The organism is Afipia sp. MLSD5-FHT05B12, assembly GCF_058793355.1.
The window spans coordinates 14,027-33,897 of the sequence record NZ_JBXAFS010000010.1 but is presented as its reverse complement, the minus strand read 5'-3'; the positions used below and the strand labels follow the sequence as shown (position 1 = coordinate 33,897).

The following is a 19,871-nucleotide window of genomic DNA, read 5'->3' as shown; positions in this document are numbered from 1 at the left end:
GCCTCAGGTGGTGACGTGGAAATCGACGCCGCCAAGGCGAAACGAATTTCCAGCGACAGCGTGTCCTCTTGTCTGCGCGGCATCAAGCACGGCGGCGGGATCGCGGACGCGAAGCGTCAGCGCACTCATGATCTCGCCGGAGCCTTCGACAAAACGTATCCTGCAATTGGCCAGCGCGATGTCCGTTCCGGCAGCGGATACTCCGATGATGCGGCCCCAGTGATCCGCGAGTCCCTTCGGATCCGGACTCGTCAGCACGACCTCGGTCAGCGCCATGGTCACATCGTCGCGGATCGCCGTATGCCAGTCGGGACCAGCCGGCGGATAGGCGCCGCCAATGTTGTCGCTGCCGGTGGTGTGATTGAATTCAATGAAGGCGGCGCGGCAGTCGCGCGGATGAAGCTGGACGCCGAGATACGGCGGACGGTCGATGACATGAGAGGTCCGGACGCCGATCTGTTCGGCGTTCTTCTGCCGCTCGCGCGGATCGGCACAGGAGAAGATCGCCATGTAACCGCCATGGCCGCCGGTCTTCTCGATGAAACGGCCGGCAGCGGTGCCCTCCTGAAACGGCGCCACCACTTCAAGCAAAATGGTGTCGACCGGAAGCAGTGCGTTCTCCAGGCCGTAGCGCGCCACGTTGGGGTCGCGATAACAGACAGTCAGCCCCATGATCGCGGCGATGTCGCTCGCCACCGGCTCAAGATGGGGCGCAACGAGACAGATCTGCCGCAGCCTCGTCGCGTCCATCATTTTTGCATCCGCTTCAGTTGTCCGGCGCTTTATTTTTGGTGAGGCTCGGTTCCGTCCAGAAACCGGTTGCCCTAGTGCCCCTTGAACACCGCGGCGCGCTTTTCCATGAACGCCTTGGCGGCTTCCAGATGGTCCGCGGTCTCGCCGCAGCGGGTGTGATGCGCCGCCTCGGCGTCGAAGCAGGCTTCGAGCGACAGGTGTTCGGCATTGTTGATGTTGCGCTTGATGTAGCCGAGCGTCACGGTCGGCCCCTGCGCCAGCGACATTGCGAGCTCCGTCGCGGCATCGGCCACATCGGCATCCGGAACGACCTTGGTCACCATCCCGAGCGCAAGCGCTTCCTGCGCGGTGAGGACCGGCGACATCAGGTACAACTCGCGCGCCTTGGCGCTGCCGAGCATCTGGGTCAGGAAATACGTCCCGCCGTAATCGCCGGAAAAGCCGACCTTGGCGAACGCCGTCGTGATCTTCGCCGATGCGCCCGCAACGCGCAGATCGCAGGACAGCGCGATGGAGAGACCTGCCCCCGCCGCCGCACCGTCGATCTGCGCCACCACCGGCTTCGGCAGTTCATGCAGCAGCCGCGAGATTTCCATACCCTTGCGCAAATTGGCGCGCTTCATCTCATATGTCAGCGTCGACTTGTTTTCCGCCATCGACTTGACGTCGCCGCCGACGCAGAAGGTGCCGTTGGCGCCGCGCAAGAGTACCGCCCGGACCTCGGTGTCGTCCGCCGCCCGCCGCGCCGCCTCGATCAGGTCCGCCGACATTTCGGCGTTGATCGCGTTGCGCCGCTCGGGCCGATTCATGGTGATGGTCAAGAGACCGCGATCGAGGCTTTGCAGAATCGTACCGGACATGGCGATTTCCTGTGTTGGACGACAAGCAGCGCCGGCAGGAGCCGGCGCCGCCGATCGATCTACTTCTTGATCAGAGGGCAGCGCGAGGCGTCGAGCGGCTGGAAGGCCTGATCGCCGGGGATGGTCGCCAGCAGCTTGTAGTCGTCCCATCGCGCCTTCGATTCCGACGGCTTCTTCACCTCGAACAGATACATGTCGTGAACCATGCGTCCATCCTCGCGGATCTTGCCGCCCTTGGCGAACATGTCGTTGATCGGCGCCGACTTCATGACCTTCATCACCGCCGCTGAATCGGTGGTGCCCGCTTCCTTCACCGCCTTGAGGTAATGCGTAACGGACGAATAAACGCCAGCCTGCGCCGAGGTCGGCACGCGCTTGACCTTCTCCATGAAGCGCTTCGAGAAAGCGCGCGTCTCGTCATTCAGATCCCAGTACCAGGCTTCGGCCAGAACAAGGCCCTGCGCAGTCTCGAGCCCGATGCTGTCGATGTCGGTGACGAAGGCCAGCAGCGGCGACATCTTCTGCCCGCCCTTCATCAGGCCGAATTCCGCGCCCTGCTTGATCGCATTGATGGTGTCGCCGCCCGCATTCGCAAGACCGATGACCTTCGCCTTCGAACTTTGCGCCTGCAGCAGGAACGACGAGAAGTCGGAGGTATTGAGCGGATGCTTGACGGTGCCGAGTACCTTGCCGCCCATCTTGGTGACGACGGCGGAGGTGTCTTTCTCAAGATCCTGTCCGAATGCGTAGTCCGCCTGAAGGAAGAACCAGGTATCCAGTCCCGTCTTCACGGCCGCGAGGCCGGTGGAATTCGCCTGTCCGAACGTGTCGAAGACATAGTGGACGGTGTAGGGACCGCAGGCCTCGTTCGTCAGACGAACCGATCCCGGGCCGTTGAACATGATGATCTTGTTGCGCGCCTTGGCGATCTCGTTGGCCGCCAGCGCGGTCGCGGACGCCGCGACATCGACGATCGCCTCAACGCCCTGATTGTCGAACATGTCGCGCGCAATGCTCGACGACAGATCGGCCTTGTTGAGATGATCCGCCGCGATGATCTCGATCTTGCGGCCCAGCACTTCGCCGCCAAAGTCTTCCGCCGCCATTTTCGCCGCGGTCTCGCTGCCGGCGCCGGTGATGTCGGCATAGAGGCCGGACATGTCGAGGATTGCACCGAGTTTCAGAGGCGGCTTGCCTTGTGCCATTGCGGCGTTTGAGCCGAGCAAGAGAGCAGATGAAATAAAAGTTGCGAGGATTTTCTTCAATGTAGTCTCCGTTATCGATGGCGCGCCTTCGCTGGCGGCATCTTTGATTGTTTTCATCATGGCGCAACCATGACTTGGCAGCAAGCAACCGGCTATGCAAATGCCGCCGGTCAACATGCGCGCACTTGACTCACATCAGCAAGCCGCAACACATTCCGCAGGTCGAAACTGGTTTCGTGCCGAGTCCGCTTCGGCGTGTCTTCGAGGCCTGACAGCGTGGTGATCAGCCGCCGCATCTCTCTGACCTTCTGCTGCGCGGTGCTGCTGACCGCCAGCAGCGGCGGCACGCTTCACGCCGCATGCGAATTCGCATCTCAGGGTGAAGGCCGCGTCAGCGGCGTACTCGATATGCGCACGCTTCGTCTCGGCGACGGGCGCGACGTGCATCTCGCCGGCATCGAGCCCGCGGCAGAAACAGCCGCGCGCGGCAAGGAAGTTCTCGCCTCGCTGATTGAGGGCCGCGATGTCATATTGCGCGGCCCCGACGACAGGCCGGATCGTTACGGACGTCAGCCTGCCTTCGTCTTTCTGAAAGGTGCGGATATCCCGATCCAGTCCGAACTTCTGGCGCGAGGCGAAGCGATGGCGTCGCCTGTGGCAGACAAAACATGTTCCGCTGCGCTGCTGGCATCCGAGACCACCGCGCGCACCGCGAGGCGCGGCATTTGGGCCAGTTCCGCTGCCTTAAAAAACGCGGAAAGCACCGACGATATTTTGGCTGGAATTGGACGTTTTGCCGTGGTGGAGGGGACGGTTTCGTCGGCCCGTTTGGCCGGTGCGGTATTTTACGTCAATTTCGGGCGGCGATGGACACGGGACTTTGCCGTAACTATTTCAAGGCGCATGATGCCATCGCTGGAGGGCGCCGGCATCGAACTTAAGTCTCTGAAAAACAAGAGAGTTCGGGTTCGGGGTTGGATCGAGAAGCGCGGCGGGCCAAGGATCGAGGTCACTCACGCGGGGCAGATCGAGTTAATTGCTGCGGCTGATGTGGCCGCGAAGGACACGATGCCGAGGGACGAGGGCAAATAGCGGCGTGGCGACACCTGCGAACCAACGCAAGACCAGGAACCTCAGCCGCGTTTTCGCGGCGGCTTCGCTGTGCGCGTCACTGGCTCTGGGCGCCTGCGGCGACCTCGGCCGGTTCCAGACCGCATCGAGCCCGGGCTTTGCCCCGGTCAAACCGAACAAGCCCGCGGCGCAGACCCCGGCCACCGAACGCGAACACAGCCGCATCCTCTCATCCTATGGCGGATCCTATGACGATCCGCGACTGGAGGCCCTGATCACCAAAACCGTCGACCGCCTCGTCGCAGCCTCCGAGCGGCCTGACCTCACCTACAAGGTGACGATCCTCAATTCCGGCGCGGTCAATGCCTTCGCGCTTCCGACCGGGCAGCTCTATGTCACGCGCGGCCTGATCGCACTCGCCAGCGATACCTCCGAACTGTCCTCGGTACTCGCCCACGAGATGGCGCATGTGCTCGCCAAGCACGCGGCGATCCGTGAAGATCAGGCCAAACAGGCCGCCGTCGTCACCCGCGTCGTCGCCGACATGGGCAATGACGCCGACATGAATGCGCTGGCGCTGGCCAAGACCAAGCTCACGATGGCGAGCTTCTCACGCACACAGGAATTCGAGGCCGACGGAATCGGTGTCGGTATCTCGGCGCGCGCCAAGTTCGATCCGTTCGGAGCTTCCCGCTTCCTGACCGCGATGGAACGCAACGCCGCGCTGAAAGCCAGCCGCGCCCCTGCCGATCCGCGCTCGCTGGACTTCCTGTCCTCGCATCCGGCGACGCCTGAGCGCGTGCAGAACGCGCAGGCCAATGCGCGTCAGTATTCGTCGCCCGAAGGCGGTGAGCGCGACCGCGATGCCTATCTGTCCGCCATCGACAGCCTCGTTTATGGCGAAGATCCCAGCGAAGGGTTCGTGCGCGGACGGCGCTTCCTGCATCCCAAGCTTGGCTTCACGTTCCAGGTCCCGGACGGCTTCGTGCTGGAAAACACCGCGCAGGCTGTTGTCGGCGTTCGCGAAGGCGGCACGCAGGCAATGCGCTTCGACGTGGTGCGCGTCCCGGCGGAGCAGTCGCTTGGCGATTATCTCAATTCCGGCTGGATGGAGAATGTCGACAAGGCCTCGACCGAGGACACAACCATCAACGGCTTTCCGTCCGCCACCGCCACAGCCAGCGGCGATCAATGGCAATTCAGGATCTACGCCCTGCGCTTCGGCAGCGATGTCTACCGCTTCATTTTCGCGGCGAAGAAGAAGACACCCGAAACCGATCGCGGTTTCCGCGATACGGTGAGTTCATTCCGGCGGCTGACACTGGCCGAGATTCAGGCCGCGCGGCCGCTGCGGATCAAGGTCATCACCGTGCAGCCCGGCGACACGATGGAATCGCTGGCGTCGCGGATGCAGGGCGTCGATCGCCCAATGGACCGGTTTCGCGTCCTGAACGGGTTCGACAGCCGTTCAGCGGTGAAGCCGCGCGAGCGCGTGAAGATCGTGGTGGATTGATCTTCACGTCTGACCATTACGTCTGATCATTTGAAATTGAACCGATTACCCCGATGCTGATGCGAGAGGCCCCCTCCGCCGTGGGGAGGGGTTCGGGAGAGAGTGATATCCCGCTTTGATTCCATGTTCTGGAATCCTCATCTCCTGCTCAACCGGATTCTTCAGACTCCAAATAAAAAGCCCGGCTCCAAGGCCGGGCTTTTTCCATTCAATTGTTGCCGATGCGATCAGGCCGCTTCGTCGGCCGATACCGAGTCATCGCCATCGTCGCCATCATCGGCGTCGTCAGCAGCCGCGTCGGCGCCAGCATCGGCATCAGCCTTGGCGGCGCCGCGGCGCGGACTCTTGGCAAGGTTCGCCTCGATCTCCTTGACCGCCTCGGTTTCAGTCACATGCTGAACCACGGCGATTTCGCGCGACAGGCGGTCGAGCGCCGCTTCATAAAGCTGACGTTCACTGTAGGACTGCTCAGGCTGGGACTCCGAGCGGAACAGATCGCGCACCACTTCGGCGATCGCGACGATGTCACCCGAATTGATCTTTGCTTCGTATTCCTGCGCGCGGCGCGACCACATGGTGCGCTTGATGCGCGCACGGCCCTTCAGGGTTTCCAGCGCCCGCTTCACCAGCGACGGATCCGACAGCTTGCGCATGCCCACATTGGCGACCTTCGCCGTCGGCACCCGCAGCGTCATCTTGTCCTTGATGAAGTTGATGACAAAAAGCTCAAGCCGTGCGCCCGCGATCTCCTGCTCTTCGATCGCAAGAATCTGGCCGACGCCGTGCGCCGGATACACCACGAATTCGTTGGTCTTGAATCCCTGACGCTGGGTCAGCGGCTTCTTCGGCTCCTCCACGCGCGGCGCGGCCGCGGCCGGCTTCGCGGCGGGTTTGCCGGCAACGGTCTTCACGGGAGCCTTGGCGACAGGGGCCTTCGTCACCGTCTTCGCAGGCTTCGCAGCGGACTTTGCGGGGGCCTTCGCAGACGGCTTTGCAGTTTTTTTGCTGGGCATTGTGCTTCTTTTGTTTTTTGAGGTTGGGGCGGATGCGCGAGCATCCTTTTTCGGCGCGCTGCGAATCGCAGACGCCTTCTTGGTGCCCTTATCCTTGGAACCCTTGTCTTTTATTTTGGAGTTCTTTTTGTGACGCAATTTGTCTGACACAGCGCCTATGCGTGGAACCGCCACGCCCCTGTTCAATGGTTTCTCGGGGAACCCGACGAGTCCTAACCGGGACACAAAAATGGGGTTCGGCTCTTGAATGTGCCCAAAATAGCACATTTCCCGCAAAAATCAATGATTTATGCCCTGCGGCGCCCGGCGGACGGCGTCCGGCAGGCTGTCATCGCTGGGTAGGGTTAAAAGTTATCCGCGCTAGGCGGCGCAGACAGGCCAGATCAATCGCCCGAGCCGGGTTCTTTGGAAAAATATTTGTCGAACTTGCCTTCGACGCCGTCAAATTCCTTGGCGTCGTCCGGCGCGTCTTTTTTCTGGGTGATGTTCGGCCAGGACTTGGCGTATTCCGCGTTCACCTCCAGCCACTTTTCAAGGCTGGGCTCGGTGTCGGGCTTGATCGCGTCCGCCGGGCACTCAGGTTCGCACACGCCGCAGTCGATGCACTCGTCCGGATGGATCACCAGCATGTTCTCGCCCTCGTAGAAGCAATCCACGGGGCAAACTTCCACGCAGTCCATGTACTTGCACTTGATGCAGTTTTCAGTGACGACGTACGTCATCCAAAGCTCCGGAAGGGTCTAAAATTTCAGTTTGGCGTAGCGCAGGATGTGCATCGCCGCAAGGGAAGTTCTGCCCGTAATCAGAGGCAATTGGTTACCCGGGGGGTGTTTGCAAATCGGCGTAGATCGCGCGTCCCGCGGCGGCATCCCCGCGCCGGTCCGCAAATCCCGTGATCTTGAGTACACGAACCCGGCTGTCGAGCGCGATGGTGAGAACGTCGCCCGCCTTCACCGCATGTCCCGGTGACGTCTGGCGCATACCATTGATGCGAACGCGCCCTTTTGCGACCAGAGCCGCGGCATCGACCCGGGTCTTGACGATCCTCGCGTGCCACAGCCACTTGTCGAGGCGCTGACGATCCAAATCAGTCCTTGCGGTTGCCCGCAAGCTGCTCCTTGAGCGCCGCCAGCTTTGCAAATGGCGAGTTCGGATCGGCGGGACGATCGCGCTCACGCGGGGCGGCGCTGGTCGCATAGGTGCGGTGCGAGCCGCCGCTGCGGTCACGGTCATCCTTGCGCCCGTCGCGGCCGCGCTTGTCGAACTTGCCCTTGCCGCCTTCGCGATTGCGGTCCTTGCCCTTGAAGCCTTCACGCGGCGGGCGGCCGCCCTTGTCGTCACGCGGAGGACGCGCCTGCGCGGCATCCGTGCCTTCCGCTGCAACCGCCGGAGCGTCGCTGCGTGGCCGGCGATGTTCGTTGTTACGGTCGCGGCGATGGCGGCCATGACGCTCGCGCTTGTCGTCGCCGACAGCCGCTTCACCTTCGGCTGCGAGAGCCGCGGATTTATCCGGACCCTTGTAGCGGCTGCGATCATGACGCGGACGGCGTTCGTCGGAACGCCCGCCCGGCCGCCAGACTTCGACCAGCACAGGTTCAGCGGGAGCCGCCGCCTCAGCCGAAACCTGATCCGGCGCAGCCTCGCCGGCAAGCACTTCAACTGCCGCTGACTCGGCGGCTTCCGGCGCAACAGTTTCAGCAGGCGTCTCGGCGACCGCAGCTTCCGCAACAGGTTCGGAGGCTTCCGATGGCGGAGCGAAATTGACTTCTGGCAAGCGCGACGCGGACGCATCCACAGCCACCGGCGCATCGGGTGCCGCGGCCTCGTTGGCAGCATCCGCGATCGAGTCCGTTGCCGCTGCAACTTCGGGCTCAGTGACCACCGCTTCGGATGCCGAAACGGCGTCGGCAGCTTCAGCAGCCGCATCGGTTACTACTTCCGCAACGGCTGCGGCAGGCGGTGCGACGACCTCCGGCAGCGGCGGCCGCTTCTCCATGCGATAGCCGAGCGCCTTCAGGATCGAGGCAAAGTCCTCGCCCGCAGATCCCGTCAGCGACGTCATCGCCTGCGTTGCCGTGAACGAGCGGCCATCGAACGCGCCAGCCGGCTTGTCACCGGGCGATCCCGGACGCCACGACAGCGCGGGGCGAATGAGATCCGCCAGACGCTCCAGAATATCGACACGCACCGCGCGGTCGCCGCACAGCTTGTAGCCGAGCGTGCGGTAGGCCTCCTGATCCAGCGCCTTGTCCGCCGGGAACGAGGTGCGTCCGCTTGCCGCCAGATGCTGCGCGCCGGTCAGCGCCGACCAGTCAACATTGTCGCGCTTCAGGCCCCACAGCAGCGACGCCAGGCCGCGCGCGGCCGGCTTCAGCAGCGCGGGAAGGAAAATATGATAGGCGCCGAACCGCACGCCGTACTTGCGCAGGCTCGCGCGCGACGGCTGGTCGAGATCCTTCATCTCGGCGGCGATCTTCGGCCGCTCCAGCACACCGAGCGCCTCGATCAACTGGAAGGCGATGCCGCGCGCGATGCCCGTGACATCCTCGGCCTTCGACAGTTCGAACATCGGCCCGAGAATCTTTTCAATATGCGTCTTCAGCCACAAATCGAGCCGCGTCTGCACAGCCTCGCGTGACGGGCCGGTCAGCCGTTCGTCGGCGATAATGCGAATGCGCGGATGCAGCGCATCGTCAGCCGCCATGAGCTTGGCGACCGCGTCGCCGGTCCAGCGCAACATTCCGTCGGACGCCAGCACGAACTGATCGTCCGGCGCTTTCGACAGCTTTTCGGCGCGCGCATCAATTTCACCGGCCAGCGCTTTCAGCGCCGCAGCCTGCAAGGCCTTCGCATCGGAGCCCGCCTCAGCCGACTCCGGCGCGAACATGAATCCATCGAGACGGCCAATCATATGGCCCTCTACGATCACTTCACCCGTCTTCCCAATCTCAGTATTCAGCATCGTGTTTTCCCGCAAGCGCCGCATCAATACACTGGTCCGGCGATCAACGAAACGCTCAGTTAGCCGTTCATGCAGGGCATCCGACAATTTATCCTCCACGGCGCGGGCAATTCCCTGCCACCGCTCGGGGTCCACCAGCCAATCGGGACGATTTGCCGCGAATGTCCAGGTCCTGATCTGGGCGATCCGGGCCGATAATGTGTCGATATCGCCGTCGGTGCGGTCGGTTTGCGCGATCTGGGCCTCAAACCAGTTGTCCGGAATCCGGCCCTTTCGCATCAGGAACCCATACAGCGTGGTGACAAGCTCGGCGTGGGCGGCTGGCGACAGCTTGCGGTAGTCGGGAATCTGGCAGGCTTCCCAGAGCCGTTCCACGGCGGCCGCGCCCTTGGCCATGTCGCGAACGTCCTCGTCGCGCGCGGCATGATCGAGTACACGGATGTCCTCGGCGATCGGCGCGCGCGTTAGCGCCTCGTGGTTCGGGACCAGCGCGAGCGACACCTGAAGCGCGCCCAGCGAGGAGAAATCCAGCCGCGTGTTCCGCCACTGCAACATCTTCACGCTGTCGAAAGTGTGATTCTGCAACGCATTGACCAGTTCCGGCTCGAACGGCGCACAGCGGCCCGTGGTGCCGAACGTGCCGTCGCGCGTCGCACGGCCGGCGCGGCCCGCGATCTGGGCAAACTCGGCCGGGGTCAGGCGGCGGAACTGATAACCGTCGTATTTGCGGTCCGACGCGAAAGCCACATGATCGACATCGAGATTGAGGCCCATGCCGACCGCGTCGGTGGCGACGAGATAATCGACATCGCCGGACTGGAACATGTCCACCTGCGCGTTGCGGGTGCGCGGCGAGAGCGAGCCCAGCACCACGGCTGCGCCGCCGTGCTGCCGCCGGATCAGTTCGGCGATGGCGTAAACTTCATCCGCCGAGAACGCGACGATGGCCGTGCGCCGCGGCTGCCGCGTGATCTTGCGGTCGCCGGCGAATTCGAGTTGCGACAACCGCGGCCGGGTGACGATGTTCGCACCGGGCAGCAGCCGCTCGATGATCGGCCGCATCGTGGCAGCCCCCAGCAGCAGGGTTTCGTCCCGCCCGCGCCGGTTCAGAATCCTGTCGGTGAAAACGTGACCGCGCTCGAGATCCGCCGCGATCTGGATTTCGTCGACGGCCAGAAACGACACGTCGAGATCGCGCGGCATCGCCTCGACGGTGGAGACCCAGTAACGCGCGTGAGGCGGCTTGATCTTTTCCTCGCCGGTGATCAGCGCAACGGCATCGGCCCCGGCCCGCGCGGCGATCTTGTTATAGACCTCGCGCGCCAGAAGCCGCAGCGGCAGGCCGATGATTCCGGACGAATGCGCCAGCATCCGCTCCATCGCCAGATGCGTTTTTCCGGTGTTGGTCGGACCGAGCACTGCGGTGACACCGGCGCCGGGAGCGCGTTCATTGGAAAACAGCGGGGCGGAAGACGACAGGGGCATAATCACAAGGTCCGCATGACGCACACGACGCGGACGCCGCAGCAAGTTTAAAGGAAGTGTCTCACAATGCGACGCATTTCGCGCCGCCGCTTAAGGTTTGGAACGGTTGAGGAACGAAAGAAGCCCGAATCGCTGACTCGCGGCGTGATGGCCTTGATCGCCTCAACATGTCGCACAATCGGATAGATGGCGATACTACATGAAGTTTGAAGATGCTCCGCGCGCGGCGAGATTCGAATGAAAGTGTTAAATCGGAAGTCGAATCGGATTGGCCGGAGAGTCAACACGATTCATGGTGAGATTCGCTCCTGAATCATCCTCGCAACGGTCAGTGCCGGCCGAGGTTGTCAGATCAGTTCGTCTTCGCGGTCTTCTGCGCCGAGATGAATTCCGTCGCCTCGATCATGCCGGTGCCGAGGGGGGTCGGAATTGTGATCCTGAACGGCGCCAGCACGCGCGTTCCGGCGATCGGTGCGAACCATATTTCCATGTTGCGCTGAGCGGCCACGTACTTGATCGAGACACGATCCGGAACATATCCCGCGATCGGCGTGAAGTAGACGGCGCAGACCACGACCGGGCCGTGGTAGCCCTTCTCGGCCTTGACCGTTTCCATCCGCTTGTAGTCCAGACGCAGATCGTAGCGCATCCTGCCGTCGAACACCGACAGCGTCTTGCGGCAAGCCTCGGGACCGACCGGATCGCCATTGCCCGCGACCTTCAGCAGCGAGCCCGTCATCGGATCGAGGACGTTGCGGCGATGCGCGTCGGTGACCGGAATTCGATCCGGGTTTTCATCCGGCTTCGGCTCGATGGACGAGTCCTTGACGTTGCCGCCGCCGAGCGTGATGCGGATGACCTCCGCCTTCTTCCCGTAATTGACCGTCGAAATATAGCTCAGCGGAGCGAACTGGCCGGCGGTGATACGTCCCTGCGAGGTGCCGGTGCCATTGCCGCCGCCGATGGATTTCATCAGGCCCGTGGTGGCGCCGCTGACGGCCGCCGAATACTGATCCTCGGAAACATCGACGACCCAGGCCCCCTTGCCGATCGGCAGGCCCGCGAGCGAGGCTTCATACTTCGCGTCCAGACGGCCCTGGGCGCCAGCCGGGCTGGCGGACATGGCCACGGGAACCCCGGCGGCCATCACACCCAGCCAAAGCTGGATTCCGGCGATCCGGGGGAGTGTCCAAGACAACGTCCAAAAAACCTTTGGGAACCGGGGCATTGCCGACGAAATCCTGCTGACCAGCGATTGACCGGAGCCACCGGGCGCAGCGTCTGCGGGACTTAATTCCCGAATAGGCCGCGAAAGTCGTATCGATAGCCTGTGATACCTGTCTGGTCACGGATTACGTCGATTATATGTTAGGAAATCACTGGTTTGACGGGGAAAATCGTCATTTCCGGCAACGACGCCCGGTCTGCGGGCATCTGGATAAACCGCTGAAATCGGCCACAAACCTTGACGATGGGCGGCGAGCCCCTTATAGCTCCGCCGTTCCTGAAATGGACGGTTTCACTCCCCACGCGACCCCTCTGCGGTGGTCCGGGGCGACACAAGATTTCGCCAAAGGATTACACGATGTCTCGGCGCTGCGAATTGACGGCCAAGGGCCCTCAGGTTGGCCACAAGGTCAGCCACTCGAACCACAAGACCAAGCGCCGGTTCCTGCCGAACCTGTGCAACGTCACCCTGATTTCGGAGACGCTGGGCCGCAATGTGCGCCTGCGCGTTTCGACCAACGCATTGAAGTCGGTCGACCACAACGGCGGCCTCGACGCGTTCCTGCTCAAGGCCAACAGCGGCGACCTGTCGCCGAAGGCGGTCGAACTGAAGCGCCAGATCGAAAAGAAGAAGCTCGCCGCGGCGAGCTGATCGTTCGATCCGCACCACGTTTTGAAAAGGCCGGGCGAGAGCCCGGCTTTTTTGTTTGGCCCTCGTTCTTTGCCTTCCCTGCTCTGTCGTCATCCTGAGGTGCGAGCCGCGTTTGCGGCGAGCCTCGAAGGATGAGCTGCAAGAATGAAGCATCCCGCATCATCCTTCGAGGCTCACAAGAGTTCGCACCTCAGGATGACGGCGCTCACTCCCCCACCAGCGTGAACTGCAACAGCAGCGTGCGCTGGATCATCGAGAAATTATCGTCGGACACCATGGTTACGACCGTATCGCCGTCCGCCGTGACATGGGTGTCGATGCCTTCCATGTTGTCGATCTCATAGCCGAGATCGACCTCGAAAATGGTCGGCCCATCGATCACCGCGCCCGGCACGAGCGATGCGAGCGGCACCCTGCGAATCCGGATGCCGACACCTTCCAGCATCGAGAATTTCCGTTCGAGCAGCAAAAGATCGCCGGACGGCAGCAGCGTGGCGTCGCTGATATCGAAGTTTTTCGTCAGCTTGACAGTGAACTGCCCCGGCGATGGACCGCCCAGCAGGAAGCCCTGGATGTTTCCCGACGCATCGAGCCCGCGCTCCGAGATGGCGATCAGGGTTCCGGCGAGCGGCTGTCCTTTCGGGACGAACACCAGCGTTTCCAGCCCCTTGTTGAACGGCAGCTTGCCGATTTCGGGCGGCACCGGCACAACCTCGCCGCGCGAGCGCACGCCGCCCTTGCTGAAATCGAACCGCAGGATCTGATTGACGCGCTCAAGGCCCACATAGACGGTTGAACCATCGAGGGCGAGCGACTCGCTATCGAACCAGCCGCGCGCCGTGATCTTCCTGCCGTCGCTGTCCAGTATCGGCGCCGATTGCACGTCGGCGAGTCCGATCATGAGCTTGCCGCGATAGGCGATCCGTCCGGTGAACCAGTTGCCCTTGTCGCTGAGCGCGATGAACTGTTCGCCCTTCTTGTCGAGCCGCAGTCCCGACAATCCGCCGAAGCCGCGAAACGACGAAGTGAGCACCAGCCCGCTGCGGAATTCCAGCGCGCCATAGCGGATGTGAGACGCATCGCGTGGATCGAACGACTCGATCCTGCGGGCATTGACTTCAACCTGCGACGTTTGCGCGTGCGCGGACCCTGCCCCAAACCCGATCATGCCGGCCGGAAGCGCCGCCATGGCGTTCCGCAGAAACGACCGGCGGTTGAGATCGGTGGTCATGTCGAGTGATCCGGTTCTGACATTCGTATCGAATCTTTCGCAGGCACTTTTACGAATGTCAGAACCAAAGGATCACTCGAATTATAGTCTGCTAGTGTCCTTTCGTATCCGACGTTCGCTCGAGAGCCGCTGCCGAGCAAAGCGAACGTCGGATACGGGACACTAGGAATGAAGTCTGCGCCGGCGCGAAGGCGATGCAGTCTCAACATGCGTCTCGCTGAAAAGCTCCGCCAGCTTCTCGGTGATGGCGCCGCCGAGTTCTTCCGCGTCGACAATGGTGACGGCACGGCGATAATAGCGCGTGACATCGTGACCGATGCCGATGGCGATCAGCTCCACCGGCGAGCGGGTCTCGATCTCTTCGATGATGTGGCGAAGGTGCCGCTCGAGATAATTGCCGGGATTGACCGACAGCGTCGAGTCATCGACCGGCGCGCCGTCCGAAATCATCATCAGGATCTTGCGCTGCTCGGAGCGCCCGAGCAGGCGCTTGTGCGCCCAGTCGAGCGCTTCACCGTCGATGTTTTCCTTGAGCAGGCCCTCGCGCATCATCAGGCCAAGGTTCTTGCGCGCGCGCCGCCACGGCGCATCCGCCGACTTGTAGACGATGTGCCGCAGATCGTTGAGACGGCCCGGATTGGCGGGCTTGCCCGCCGCCAGCCAAGCCTCGCGCGACTGACCGCCTTTCCACGCCCGCGTGGTGAAGCCGAGAATCTCGACCTTGACGCCGCAGCGCTCCAGCGTCCGCGCCAGAATGTCGGCGCAGGTCGCGGCGACAGTGATAGGCCGCCCGCGCATCGAGCCGGAATTGTCGAGCAGCAGCGTCACCACCGTGTCGCGGAAGGTGGCTTCCTTCTCATGCATGAACGACAACGGATGGAATGGATCGGTGACCACGCGCGACAGCCGCGCCGGATCGAGCATGCCTTCCTCGAGATCGAATTCCCAGGCGCGATTCTGCTGCGCCATCAATTTGCGCTGAAGGCGATTGGCCAGCCGCGCCACGATGTGTTGCAAATGCGCGAGCTGCTTGTCGAGATAGCTGCGCAGCCGTTCCAGTTCGTCGTGCTCGCAGAGATCTTCCGCCGAGACGACCTCGTCGAACTTCGGCGCGAAGGCGTGGTATTCCGGCCCGCGCGGCTCGTTGCCGCCGCGGCTGGGCGGGCGATGCGCCTCGCCCGGCGTTTCGTCCTCGCCCATCTCGCTGTCGTCGAACGCGTCGCTGGCGGAGGCCTGCGCGCTCTCCATGGCGTTTTCCGACATGTCCTCGGTGGAGGATTGCGACTGATCGGCGCTCATCTCCTCCGCGGACTCGGTATCGGGAGAGCCGTCTGCGCCGGACTGGTCCTTCTCGCCGTCGCGGTTCTCGTCCTGATTGTCGTCCTCGTCCTGATCCGCGTCGCGCTCGTCGCCGAGTTCCAGCGCCTCCAGCAGGTCGTGAACCACATCGCCGAAGCGTGTTTGATCCTCGGTGAATTCCTTCAGCCGATCGAGGCGCGCGCCGATCTTGTCCTCGAGGACAGGCCGCCAGAGATCGACCATCTTGCGCGCGGCCACCGGCGGCGCGAGGCCGGTCAGCCGTTCGCGCACCATCATCGCCAGCGCATCGGCCAGCGGCGCATCGGCGCGGTCGGTGATCTCGTCGAATTTGCCGCGATGAAAATGATCGTCGAGCATCGCGGTGAGATTCTTGGCGACGCCGCTCATGCGGCGCGCGCCGATCGCCTCGACACGGGCCTGCTCGACGGCGTCGAACACGCCGCGCGCCTGCGGATTGCCGGGCACCAGCTTGCGATGCACCTTCGGATCGTGACAGGCGATTCTGAGCGCAATGGAATCCGCATGACCGCGCACGATGGCGGCGTCCTTGCGGGTCAGCTTGCGCGCCGGTTCAGGCAGCCGCGCCTTGCCGGGCGACAGGCCCGGACGCTCGGCGGCGAACGTCACGTCAAGTTCGGGCTGTTTGGCGATGGCCCGCAACGCCGACGTCACCGCGCGCTTGAACGGCTCCGTCGGAGATTCCTTCGACCCGGTCCTGAACTTGCCATTGGTCGTGCTCATTGCGGCGTGAACCTCAAAGACTCTTCTCCCTCCCCCTTGCGGGGAGGGTGGCTGGCCCAAATCTTTTTATTTTTGGGCCAGTCGGGTGGGGGTTCTTCAGTCAACGAAAGCCGGGATTGATGCCCCCACCCCGGCCTCCGCTTCGCTCGGCCGACCCTCCCCGCAAGGGGGAGGGATTGAGCGAGCGCACGCAGTCACTCTCGTGAATAAAGAAGTTAGCTCAACGCCACGTTCACGGCGCTCTCCGGCAGCTCCGCGTTGAAGCAGCGCTGATAGAACTCCGCCACCAGCGGTCGCTCAAGCTCGTCGCACTTATTCAGGAAGGTGACGCGGAACGCGAAACCGATATCGCCGAAGATCTCGGCGTTTTCCGCCCAGGTGATGACCGTGCGCGGCGACATCACCGTCGACAGGTCGCCGTTGGCGAAAGCGTTGCGCGTAAGGTCCGCAAGGCGGACCATCTTGTTGACGGTGTCGCGGCCGGCATCGGTGCGATAATGCTTGGCTTTCGCCAGCACGATCTCGACTTCCTCGTCATGCGGCAGATAGTTCAGCGTGGTCACGATCGACCAGCGGTCCATCTGGCCCTGGTTGATCTGCTGGGTGCCGTGATAGAGGCCCGACGTATCGCCGAGACCGATGGTGTTTGCGGTCGAGAACAGGCGGAACGCCGGATGCGGCTTGATGACCTTGTTCTGGTCGAGCAGCGTGAGGCGGCCGGAGACTTCCAGCACGCGCTGGATCACGAACATCACGTCCGGGCGGCCGGCGTCGTATTCGTCGAACACCAGCGCGACATTGTGCTGAAGCGCCCACGGCAGGATGCCGTCACGGAATTCGGTGACCTGCTTGCCGTCCTTGACGACGATGGAGTCCTTGCCGACGAGGTCGATACGGCTGATGTGGCTGTCGAGGTTGACGCGCACGCAGGGCCAGTTGAGGCGGGCCGCGACCTGCTCGATATGGGTCGATTTGCCGGTGCCGTGAAAGCCGGTGACCATGACGCGGCGGTTCTTGGAAAAACCGGCGAGGATCGCAAGCGTGGTGGCGCGGTCGAAACGGTAATCCGAGTCGACGTCGGGCACATGGGGATCGCTGTTGGAATAGGCAGGAACCTCAAGATCGCTGTCGATGCCGAAGACCTGACGAACCGACACTTTCATGTCGGGAAGGTTCGTGGATTCCTGCGAGAGAGTCGTGGCGGCGCTCATCAATCCTCCGTGGTCCCGGATGCTCCCGAAACCAGACGTGCTTGCTGCGGGTGGGGTGCGTGATTCAACCTAGCAGACAGATGCAAAGGGCAGAAGCCCACCACACAATGAAAGTTCCAGTGTATTTTCATTGAGATAGGCCATTTTTGCGCGTTTGGTAGGTCTGCCCTGCGATTGCGGGGACACCCGGTGGATTTCCGGGCGCCGGATTGCCGCTTCATCGCGGTTCCCCCGTATATGTTACCGAGCAGGAATCGCGCCAGCAGTGGATATCCGGTGAGTACCCTCAACCAGCTGATCGGCCTTGTCTCGCTTCACGCCGAACTCGCCTATGGCGCAATTTTTCTTGCCGCATGTCTCGAAGCCATCCCCGTTCTGGGCTCGCTCGTTCCGGGATCGACGGTCATTCTGGCGCTCAGCGCGCTGGTCCCCGGAGGCGATCTCAAACTCCAGCCGGTGCTGGCGTCAGCCGTCACCGGCGCGCTCCTGGGCGACGGACTGGCCTACTGGATCGGCCGTAAAAGCCAGCGCAAGGTCCTGACGTCGTGGCCGATGTCGGACCATCCTGTGGCCGTGGCGAAGAGCGAAGCCTTCTTTCACCGCTACGGAACGCTGGCGGTATTTTTTGCCCGTTTCGTTCCGCCGATTCGCGCTGTCGTTCCGATCACGGCCGGCGCGCTCGGCATGCCGCCGCGGCGCTTTTATCCGGTCAACGCCGCCGCCATCCTGTTCTGGGCTTTGGCGCATGTGCTGTCCGGAGCACTGGCCGGCTCCGCTGCCGACCGATGGGGCATCAAGATCGAACACTATGGATGGCCGCTGGCCGGCGGCATCATCGCCATCGGGTCGATCGCTGTGGGCGTGTATCAGTGGCGCAGCCGGCGCAAGGCTAACGGGAGGGTTGGGTGAAACGAGCGAGCGAACGCGGCAGACCTTTTGCCGACCGCAATGTCGCAAAGGTGTTTGACGGCTATCCCGACACCGTTCGCGCAAAGCTCATGACGCTGCGCGCGATGATCCTGGAGACCGCCGCCGATCTCGACGGCGTCGGCCCGCTCGAGGAAACCCTGAAATGGGGCCAGCCGAGCTATCTCACCACGCAGTCCGGCGCCGGCAGCACGATCCGGCTCGACCGCGTCAAGCCGGACGACGGCCGCGTCGCGATGTATTTCCACTGCCAGACCGATCTGGTCGCCACGTTCCGCGAGCTGTATCCGGCGCAGATGGAGTACGGCGGCAACCGCAGCATCCTGTTCGACGCGGCAGCCAGAATTCCTGAGAAGGCGCTGCGCCATTGCATCGGGCTCGCGCTGACCTATCACGCGCGCAAAAGCGCCTCGCAAAACAAGGGCGCTTCGAAAAGCAAGTCAGTTTCGGCCAGGAAGCCGGTTTCGGCGAAAACAGCGGCTTCAAGGAAGAAGCGCGCACCCGTTACGCCGAAGCTCAGGACGCGCGCACGACCGTCTTGAGATAGTTATAGGCCTTGATGATCTCGATCAGGCGGTCTTCGGTCGAGCGATCGCCGCCGTTGGCGTCGGGATGATGCTGCTTCACCAGCAGCTTGTATTTGGCCTTCACCGTCTCGAGGGTGGCGTCGGGGCCGAGGCCCATCACCAGCAGCGCCTTCTTCTCGGCGTTGAAGATCTTGCGCGTCTCTGCCTTCGGCTCCTCCGCCTTGGCATTCGAACGCCAGCGGCTTCGGCCATTCATCTCGCTGAAAACGCTGAACGGATCGACGGCATCGTCGAGGTTGACCGTGCCGGACTTGCCTTTGCCCTTCGCTCCGTTCTGACCCATCTTCCAGGTCGGACGGTGCCCCGTCTGCGCATCCTTCTGGTAGGTGGCGACGGCCTCATCACTCATGCCCTGGAAGAAGTTGTAGCCCTGATTGTATTCGCGGACGTGGTTCAGGCAGAAATGCCAGTAGTCCTTCTCATGTCCACGGCCCTTCGGCGCGCGGTGTCCGCCCTTGTTCTTGCAGCCGGGCGCCTCGCACATCACAGCTTCCTCGCGCGCAGCAGCCTGCTGCTTCGCGCTCTGCTTGTTGGGCTTGATGCGAATGCTGTCGAAGAATTTGGATGAGTCGATGGCCATGGCTGCTACGAAAACGCCTTGCTGGAAGCTTCAGGTTTTGACGCGATTTTTTACGGTCGCGGAGTATACATCGCCGCGATGGTGAACCGCAATTGAAACGGTCATTGACGTGAGCGAATAACGCACGATATTGCGCAGATCATGACCGCAAAAGATCACATCACAAAGAAGTTGAGCGAAGCTTTCGCGCCCGAAAGCCTCGATGTCGCCGATGAATCCCATCTGCACGAAGGCCACGCGGGCCACAGGCCGGGCGGCGAGACGCATTTCAGGATATATATCGTGTCGAAGGCATTCGAAGGGAAGAGCCGGATCGAGCGCCATCGCATGATAAATTCGCTGCTGGCGCCGGAACTCGCAGGCTCCGTCCATGCGCTCGCGATTCACACCTATGCCCCCGGCGAGGACGCCCGGCGGCCCGCCCCCGCGAAGGCGTGCAAGCACTGATGTTCTGATTGGCGTTGACGATCAGCCGCCGCAAATTTAGCTGCCGTGCGCCGACGGTCTGAGACCCCCACCCCGACCCCTCCCCG

The 19,871-nt window shown here is 62.7% G+C and carries 20 protein-coding genes; 7 read left to right on the top strand and 13 right to left on the bottom strand.

Going from position 1 to position 19,871, the window contains the following annotated elements; all coding sequences use genetic code 11:
- Window positions 1–3: 3 nt before the first annotated feature.
- From AC1Q6J_RS14310 to AC1Q6J_RS14300, 3 genes are all read right to left on the bottom strand, one after another.
- Window positions 4–753, bottom strand: a complete 750-nt coding sequence (locus AC1Q6J_RS14310; protein ID WP_492279940.1) for a VOC family protein — start codon at window positions 751–753, stop codon at window positions 4–6.
- Between the two features lie 71 nt (window positions 754–824).
- Window positions 825–1,613, bottom strand: a complete 789-nt coding sequence (locus AC1Q6J_RS14305; RefSeq protein ID WP_492279939.1) for an enoyl-CoA hydratase — start codon at window positions 1,611–1,613, stop codon at window positions 825–827.
- 59 nt (window positions 1,614–1,672) lie between these two features.
- Window positions 1,673–2,818 (bottom strand): ABC transporter substrate-binding protein, encoded by a 1,146-nt coding sequence (locus tag AC1Q6J_RS14300; RefSeq protein ID WP_492280055.1) that lies wholly within the window; start codon window positions 2,816–2,818, stop codon window positions 1,673–1,675.
- 255 nt (window positions 2,819–3,073) lie between these two features.
- Between AC1Q6J_RS14300 and AC1Q6J_RS14295 the strand changes: the two genes are divergently transcribed.
- Together AC1Q6J_RS14295 and AC1Q6J_RS14290 are read left to right on the top strand one after the other, a co-directional pair.
- On the top strand, window positions 3,074–3,910 hold the full coding sequence (locus tag AC1Q6J_RS14295) for a thermonuclease family protein (RefSeq protein WP_492279938.1): 837 nt from the start codon (window positions 3,074–3,076) through the stop codon (window positions 3,908–3,910).
- A 4-nt stretch (window positions 3,911–3,914) separates the two neighbouring features.
- Window positions 3,915–5,402 carry a M48 family metalloprotease gene (locus AC1Q6J_RS14290; RefSeq protein ID WP_492279937.1) on the top strand — a complete coding sequence of 496 codons (1,488 nt, stop codon included), beginning with the start codon at window positions 3,915–3,917 and terminating at the stop codon, window positions 5,400–5,402.
- A gap of 227 nt (window positions 5,403–5,629) precedes the next feature.
- Here AC1Q6J_RS14290 and AC1Q6J_RS14285 read toward each other — a convergent pair whose 3' ends face one another.
- The 5 genes from AC1Q6J_RS14285 to AC1Q6J_RS14265 all read right to left on the bottom strand — a co-directional run bounded on the left by AC1Q6J_RS14285 (window position 5,630) and on the right by AC1Q6J_RS14265 (window position 11,985).
- Complete coding sequence (locus tag AC1Q6J_RS14285) at window positions 5,630–6,415, bottom strand: CarD family transcriptional regulator (protein WP_492279936.1); 786 nt, start codon at window positions 6,413–6,415, stop codon at window positions 5,630–5,632.
- Window positions 6,416–6,798: 383 nt separating this feature from the next.
- Entirely contained in the window at window positions 6,799–7,137 is a 339-nt protein-coding gene (gene fdxA / locus AC1Q6J_RS14280) for a ferredoxin FdxA (RefSeq protein WP_002713643.1), read from the bottom strand.
- 94 nt (window positions 7,138–7,231) lie between these two features.
- A complete protein-coding gene (locus tag AC1Q6J_RS14275; protein ID WP_492279935.1) occupies window positions 7,232–7,501 on the bottom strand; it encodes an RNA-binding S4 domain-containing protein in 270 nt (89 codons plus the stop codon).
- A gap of 1 nt (window position 7,502) precedes the next feature.
- Window positions 7,503–10,862: a helicase-related protein gene (locus tag AC1Q6J_RS14270; RefSeq protein ID WP_492279934.1), complete on the bottom strand. Its 3,360-nt coding sequence runs from the start codon at window positions 10,860–10,862 to the stop codon at window positions 7,503–7,505.
- Between the two features lie 352 nt (window positions 10,863–11,214).
- Window positions 11,215–11,985, bottom strand: a complete 771-nt coding sequence (locus tag AC1Q6J_RS14265; protein ID WP_492279933.1) for a DUF3108 domain-containing protein — start codon at window positions 11,983–11,985, stop codon at window positions 11,215–11,217.
- Between AC1Q6J_RS14265 and AC1Q6J_RS14260 the strand changes: the two genes are divergently transcribed.
- Together AC1Q6J_RS14260 and rpmB are read left to right on the top strand one after the other, a co-directional pair.
- Window positions 11,984–12,121 carry a hypothetical protein gene (locus AC1Q6J_RS14260; protein WP_492279932.1) on the top strand — a complete coding sequence of 46 codons (138 nt, stop codon included), beginning with the start codon at window positions 11,984–11,986 and terminating at the stop codon, window positions 12,119–12,121. The genes AC1Q6J_RS14265 and AC1Q6J_RS14260 overlap by 2 nt on opposite strands.
- 326 nt (window positions 12,122–12,447) lie before the next feature.
- Window positions 12,448–12,741: a 50S ribosomal protein L28 gene (gene rpmB, locus AC1Q6J_RS14255; RefSeq protein ID WP_006022419.1), complete on the top strand. Its 294-nt coding sequence runs from the start codon at window positions 12,448–12,450 to the stop codon at window positions 12,739–12,741.
- A 205-nt stretch (window positions 12,742–12,946) separates the two neighbouring features.
- Here rpmB and AC1Q6J_RS14250 read toward each other — a convergent pair whose 3' ends face one another.
- The 3 genes from AC1Q6J_RS14250 to cobS form a co-directional block, all read right to left on the bottom strand.
- Window positions 12,947–13,972 (bottom strand): esterase-like activity of phytase family protein, encoded by a 1,026-nt coding sequence (locus tag AC1Q6J_RS14250; RefSeq protein WP_492279931.1) that lies wholly within the window; start codon window positions 13,970–13,972, stop codon window positions 12,947–12,949.
- Between the two features lie 162 nt (window positions 13,973–14,134).
- Window positions 14,135–16,033, bottom strand: a complete 1,899-nt coding sequence (cobT, locus tag AC1Q6J_RS14245) for a cobaltochelatase subunit CobT (RefSeq protein ID WP_492279930.1) — start codon at window positions 16,031–16,033, stop codon at window positions 14,135–14,137.
- 215 nt (window positions 16,034–16,248) lie between these two features.
- Window positions 16,249–17,244 carry a cobaltochelatase subunit CobS gene (gene cobS, locus AC1Q6J_RS14240; protein ID WP_492279929.1) on the bottom strand — a complete coding sequence of 332 codons (996 nt, stop codon included), beginning with the start codon at window positions 17,242–17,244 and terminating at the stop codon, window positions 16,249–16,251.
- Between the two features lie 237 nt (window positions 17,245–17,481).
- Between cobS and AC1Q6J_RS14235 the strand changes: the two genes are divergently transcribed.
- Together AC1Q6J_RS14235 and AC1Q6J_RS14230 are read left to right on the top strand one after the other, a co-directional pair.
- Window positions 17,482–18,153, top strand: coding sequence for a DedA family protein (locus tag AC1Q6J_RS14235; protein WP_492279928.1), 672 nt, complete (start codon window positions 17,482–17,484; stop codon window positions 18,151–18,153).
- Complete coding sequence (locus AC1Q6J_RS14230; protein ID WP_492279927.1) at window positions 18,150–18,713, top strand: DUF1801 domain-containing protein; 564 nt, start codon at window positions 18,150–18,152, stop codon at window positions 18,711–18,713. The genes AC1Q6J_RS14235 and AC1Q6J_RS14230 overlap by 4 nt, the downstream gene beginning before the upstream one ends.
- Here the strand turns inward: AC1Q6J_RS14230 and AC1Q6J_RS14225 are convergent.
- On the bottom strand, window positions 18,688–19,338 hold the full coding sequence (locus tag AC1Q6J_RS14225; RefSeq protein WP_492279926.1) for a J domain-containing protein: 651 nt from the start codon (window positions 19,336–19,338) through the stop codon (window positions 18,688–18,690). The two genes, AC1Q6J_RS14230 and AC1Q6J_RS14225, sit on opposite strands and share 26 nt — an antisense overlap.
- 30 nt (window positions 19,339–19,368) lie before the next feature.
- Complete coding sequence (locus AC1Q6J_RS14220; protein ID WP_492280063.1) at window positions 19,369–19,605, bottom strand: hypothetical protein; 237 nt, start codon at window positions 19,603–19,605, stop codon at window positions 19,369–19,371.
- Between AC1Q6J_RS14220 and AC1Q6J_RS14215 the strand changes: the two genes are divergently transcribed.
- Window positions 19,510–19,785: a BolA family protein gene (locus tag AC1Q6J_RS14215; protein WP_492280054.1), complete on the top strand. Its 276-nt coding sequence runs from the start codon at window positions 19,510–19,512 to the stop codon at window positions 19,783–19,785. The genes AC1Q6J_RS14220 and AC1Q6J_RS14215 overlap by 96 nt on opposite strands.
- Window positions 19,786–19,871 lie beyond the last annotated feature (86 nt).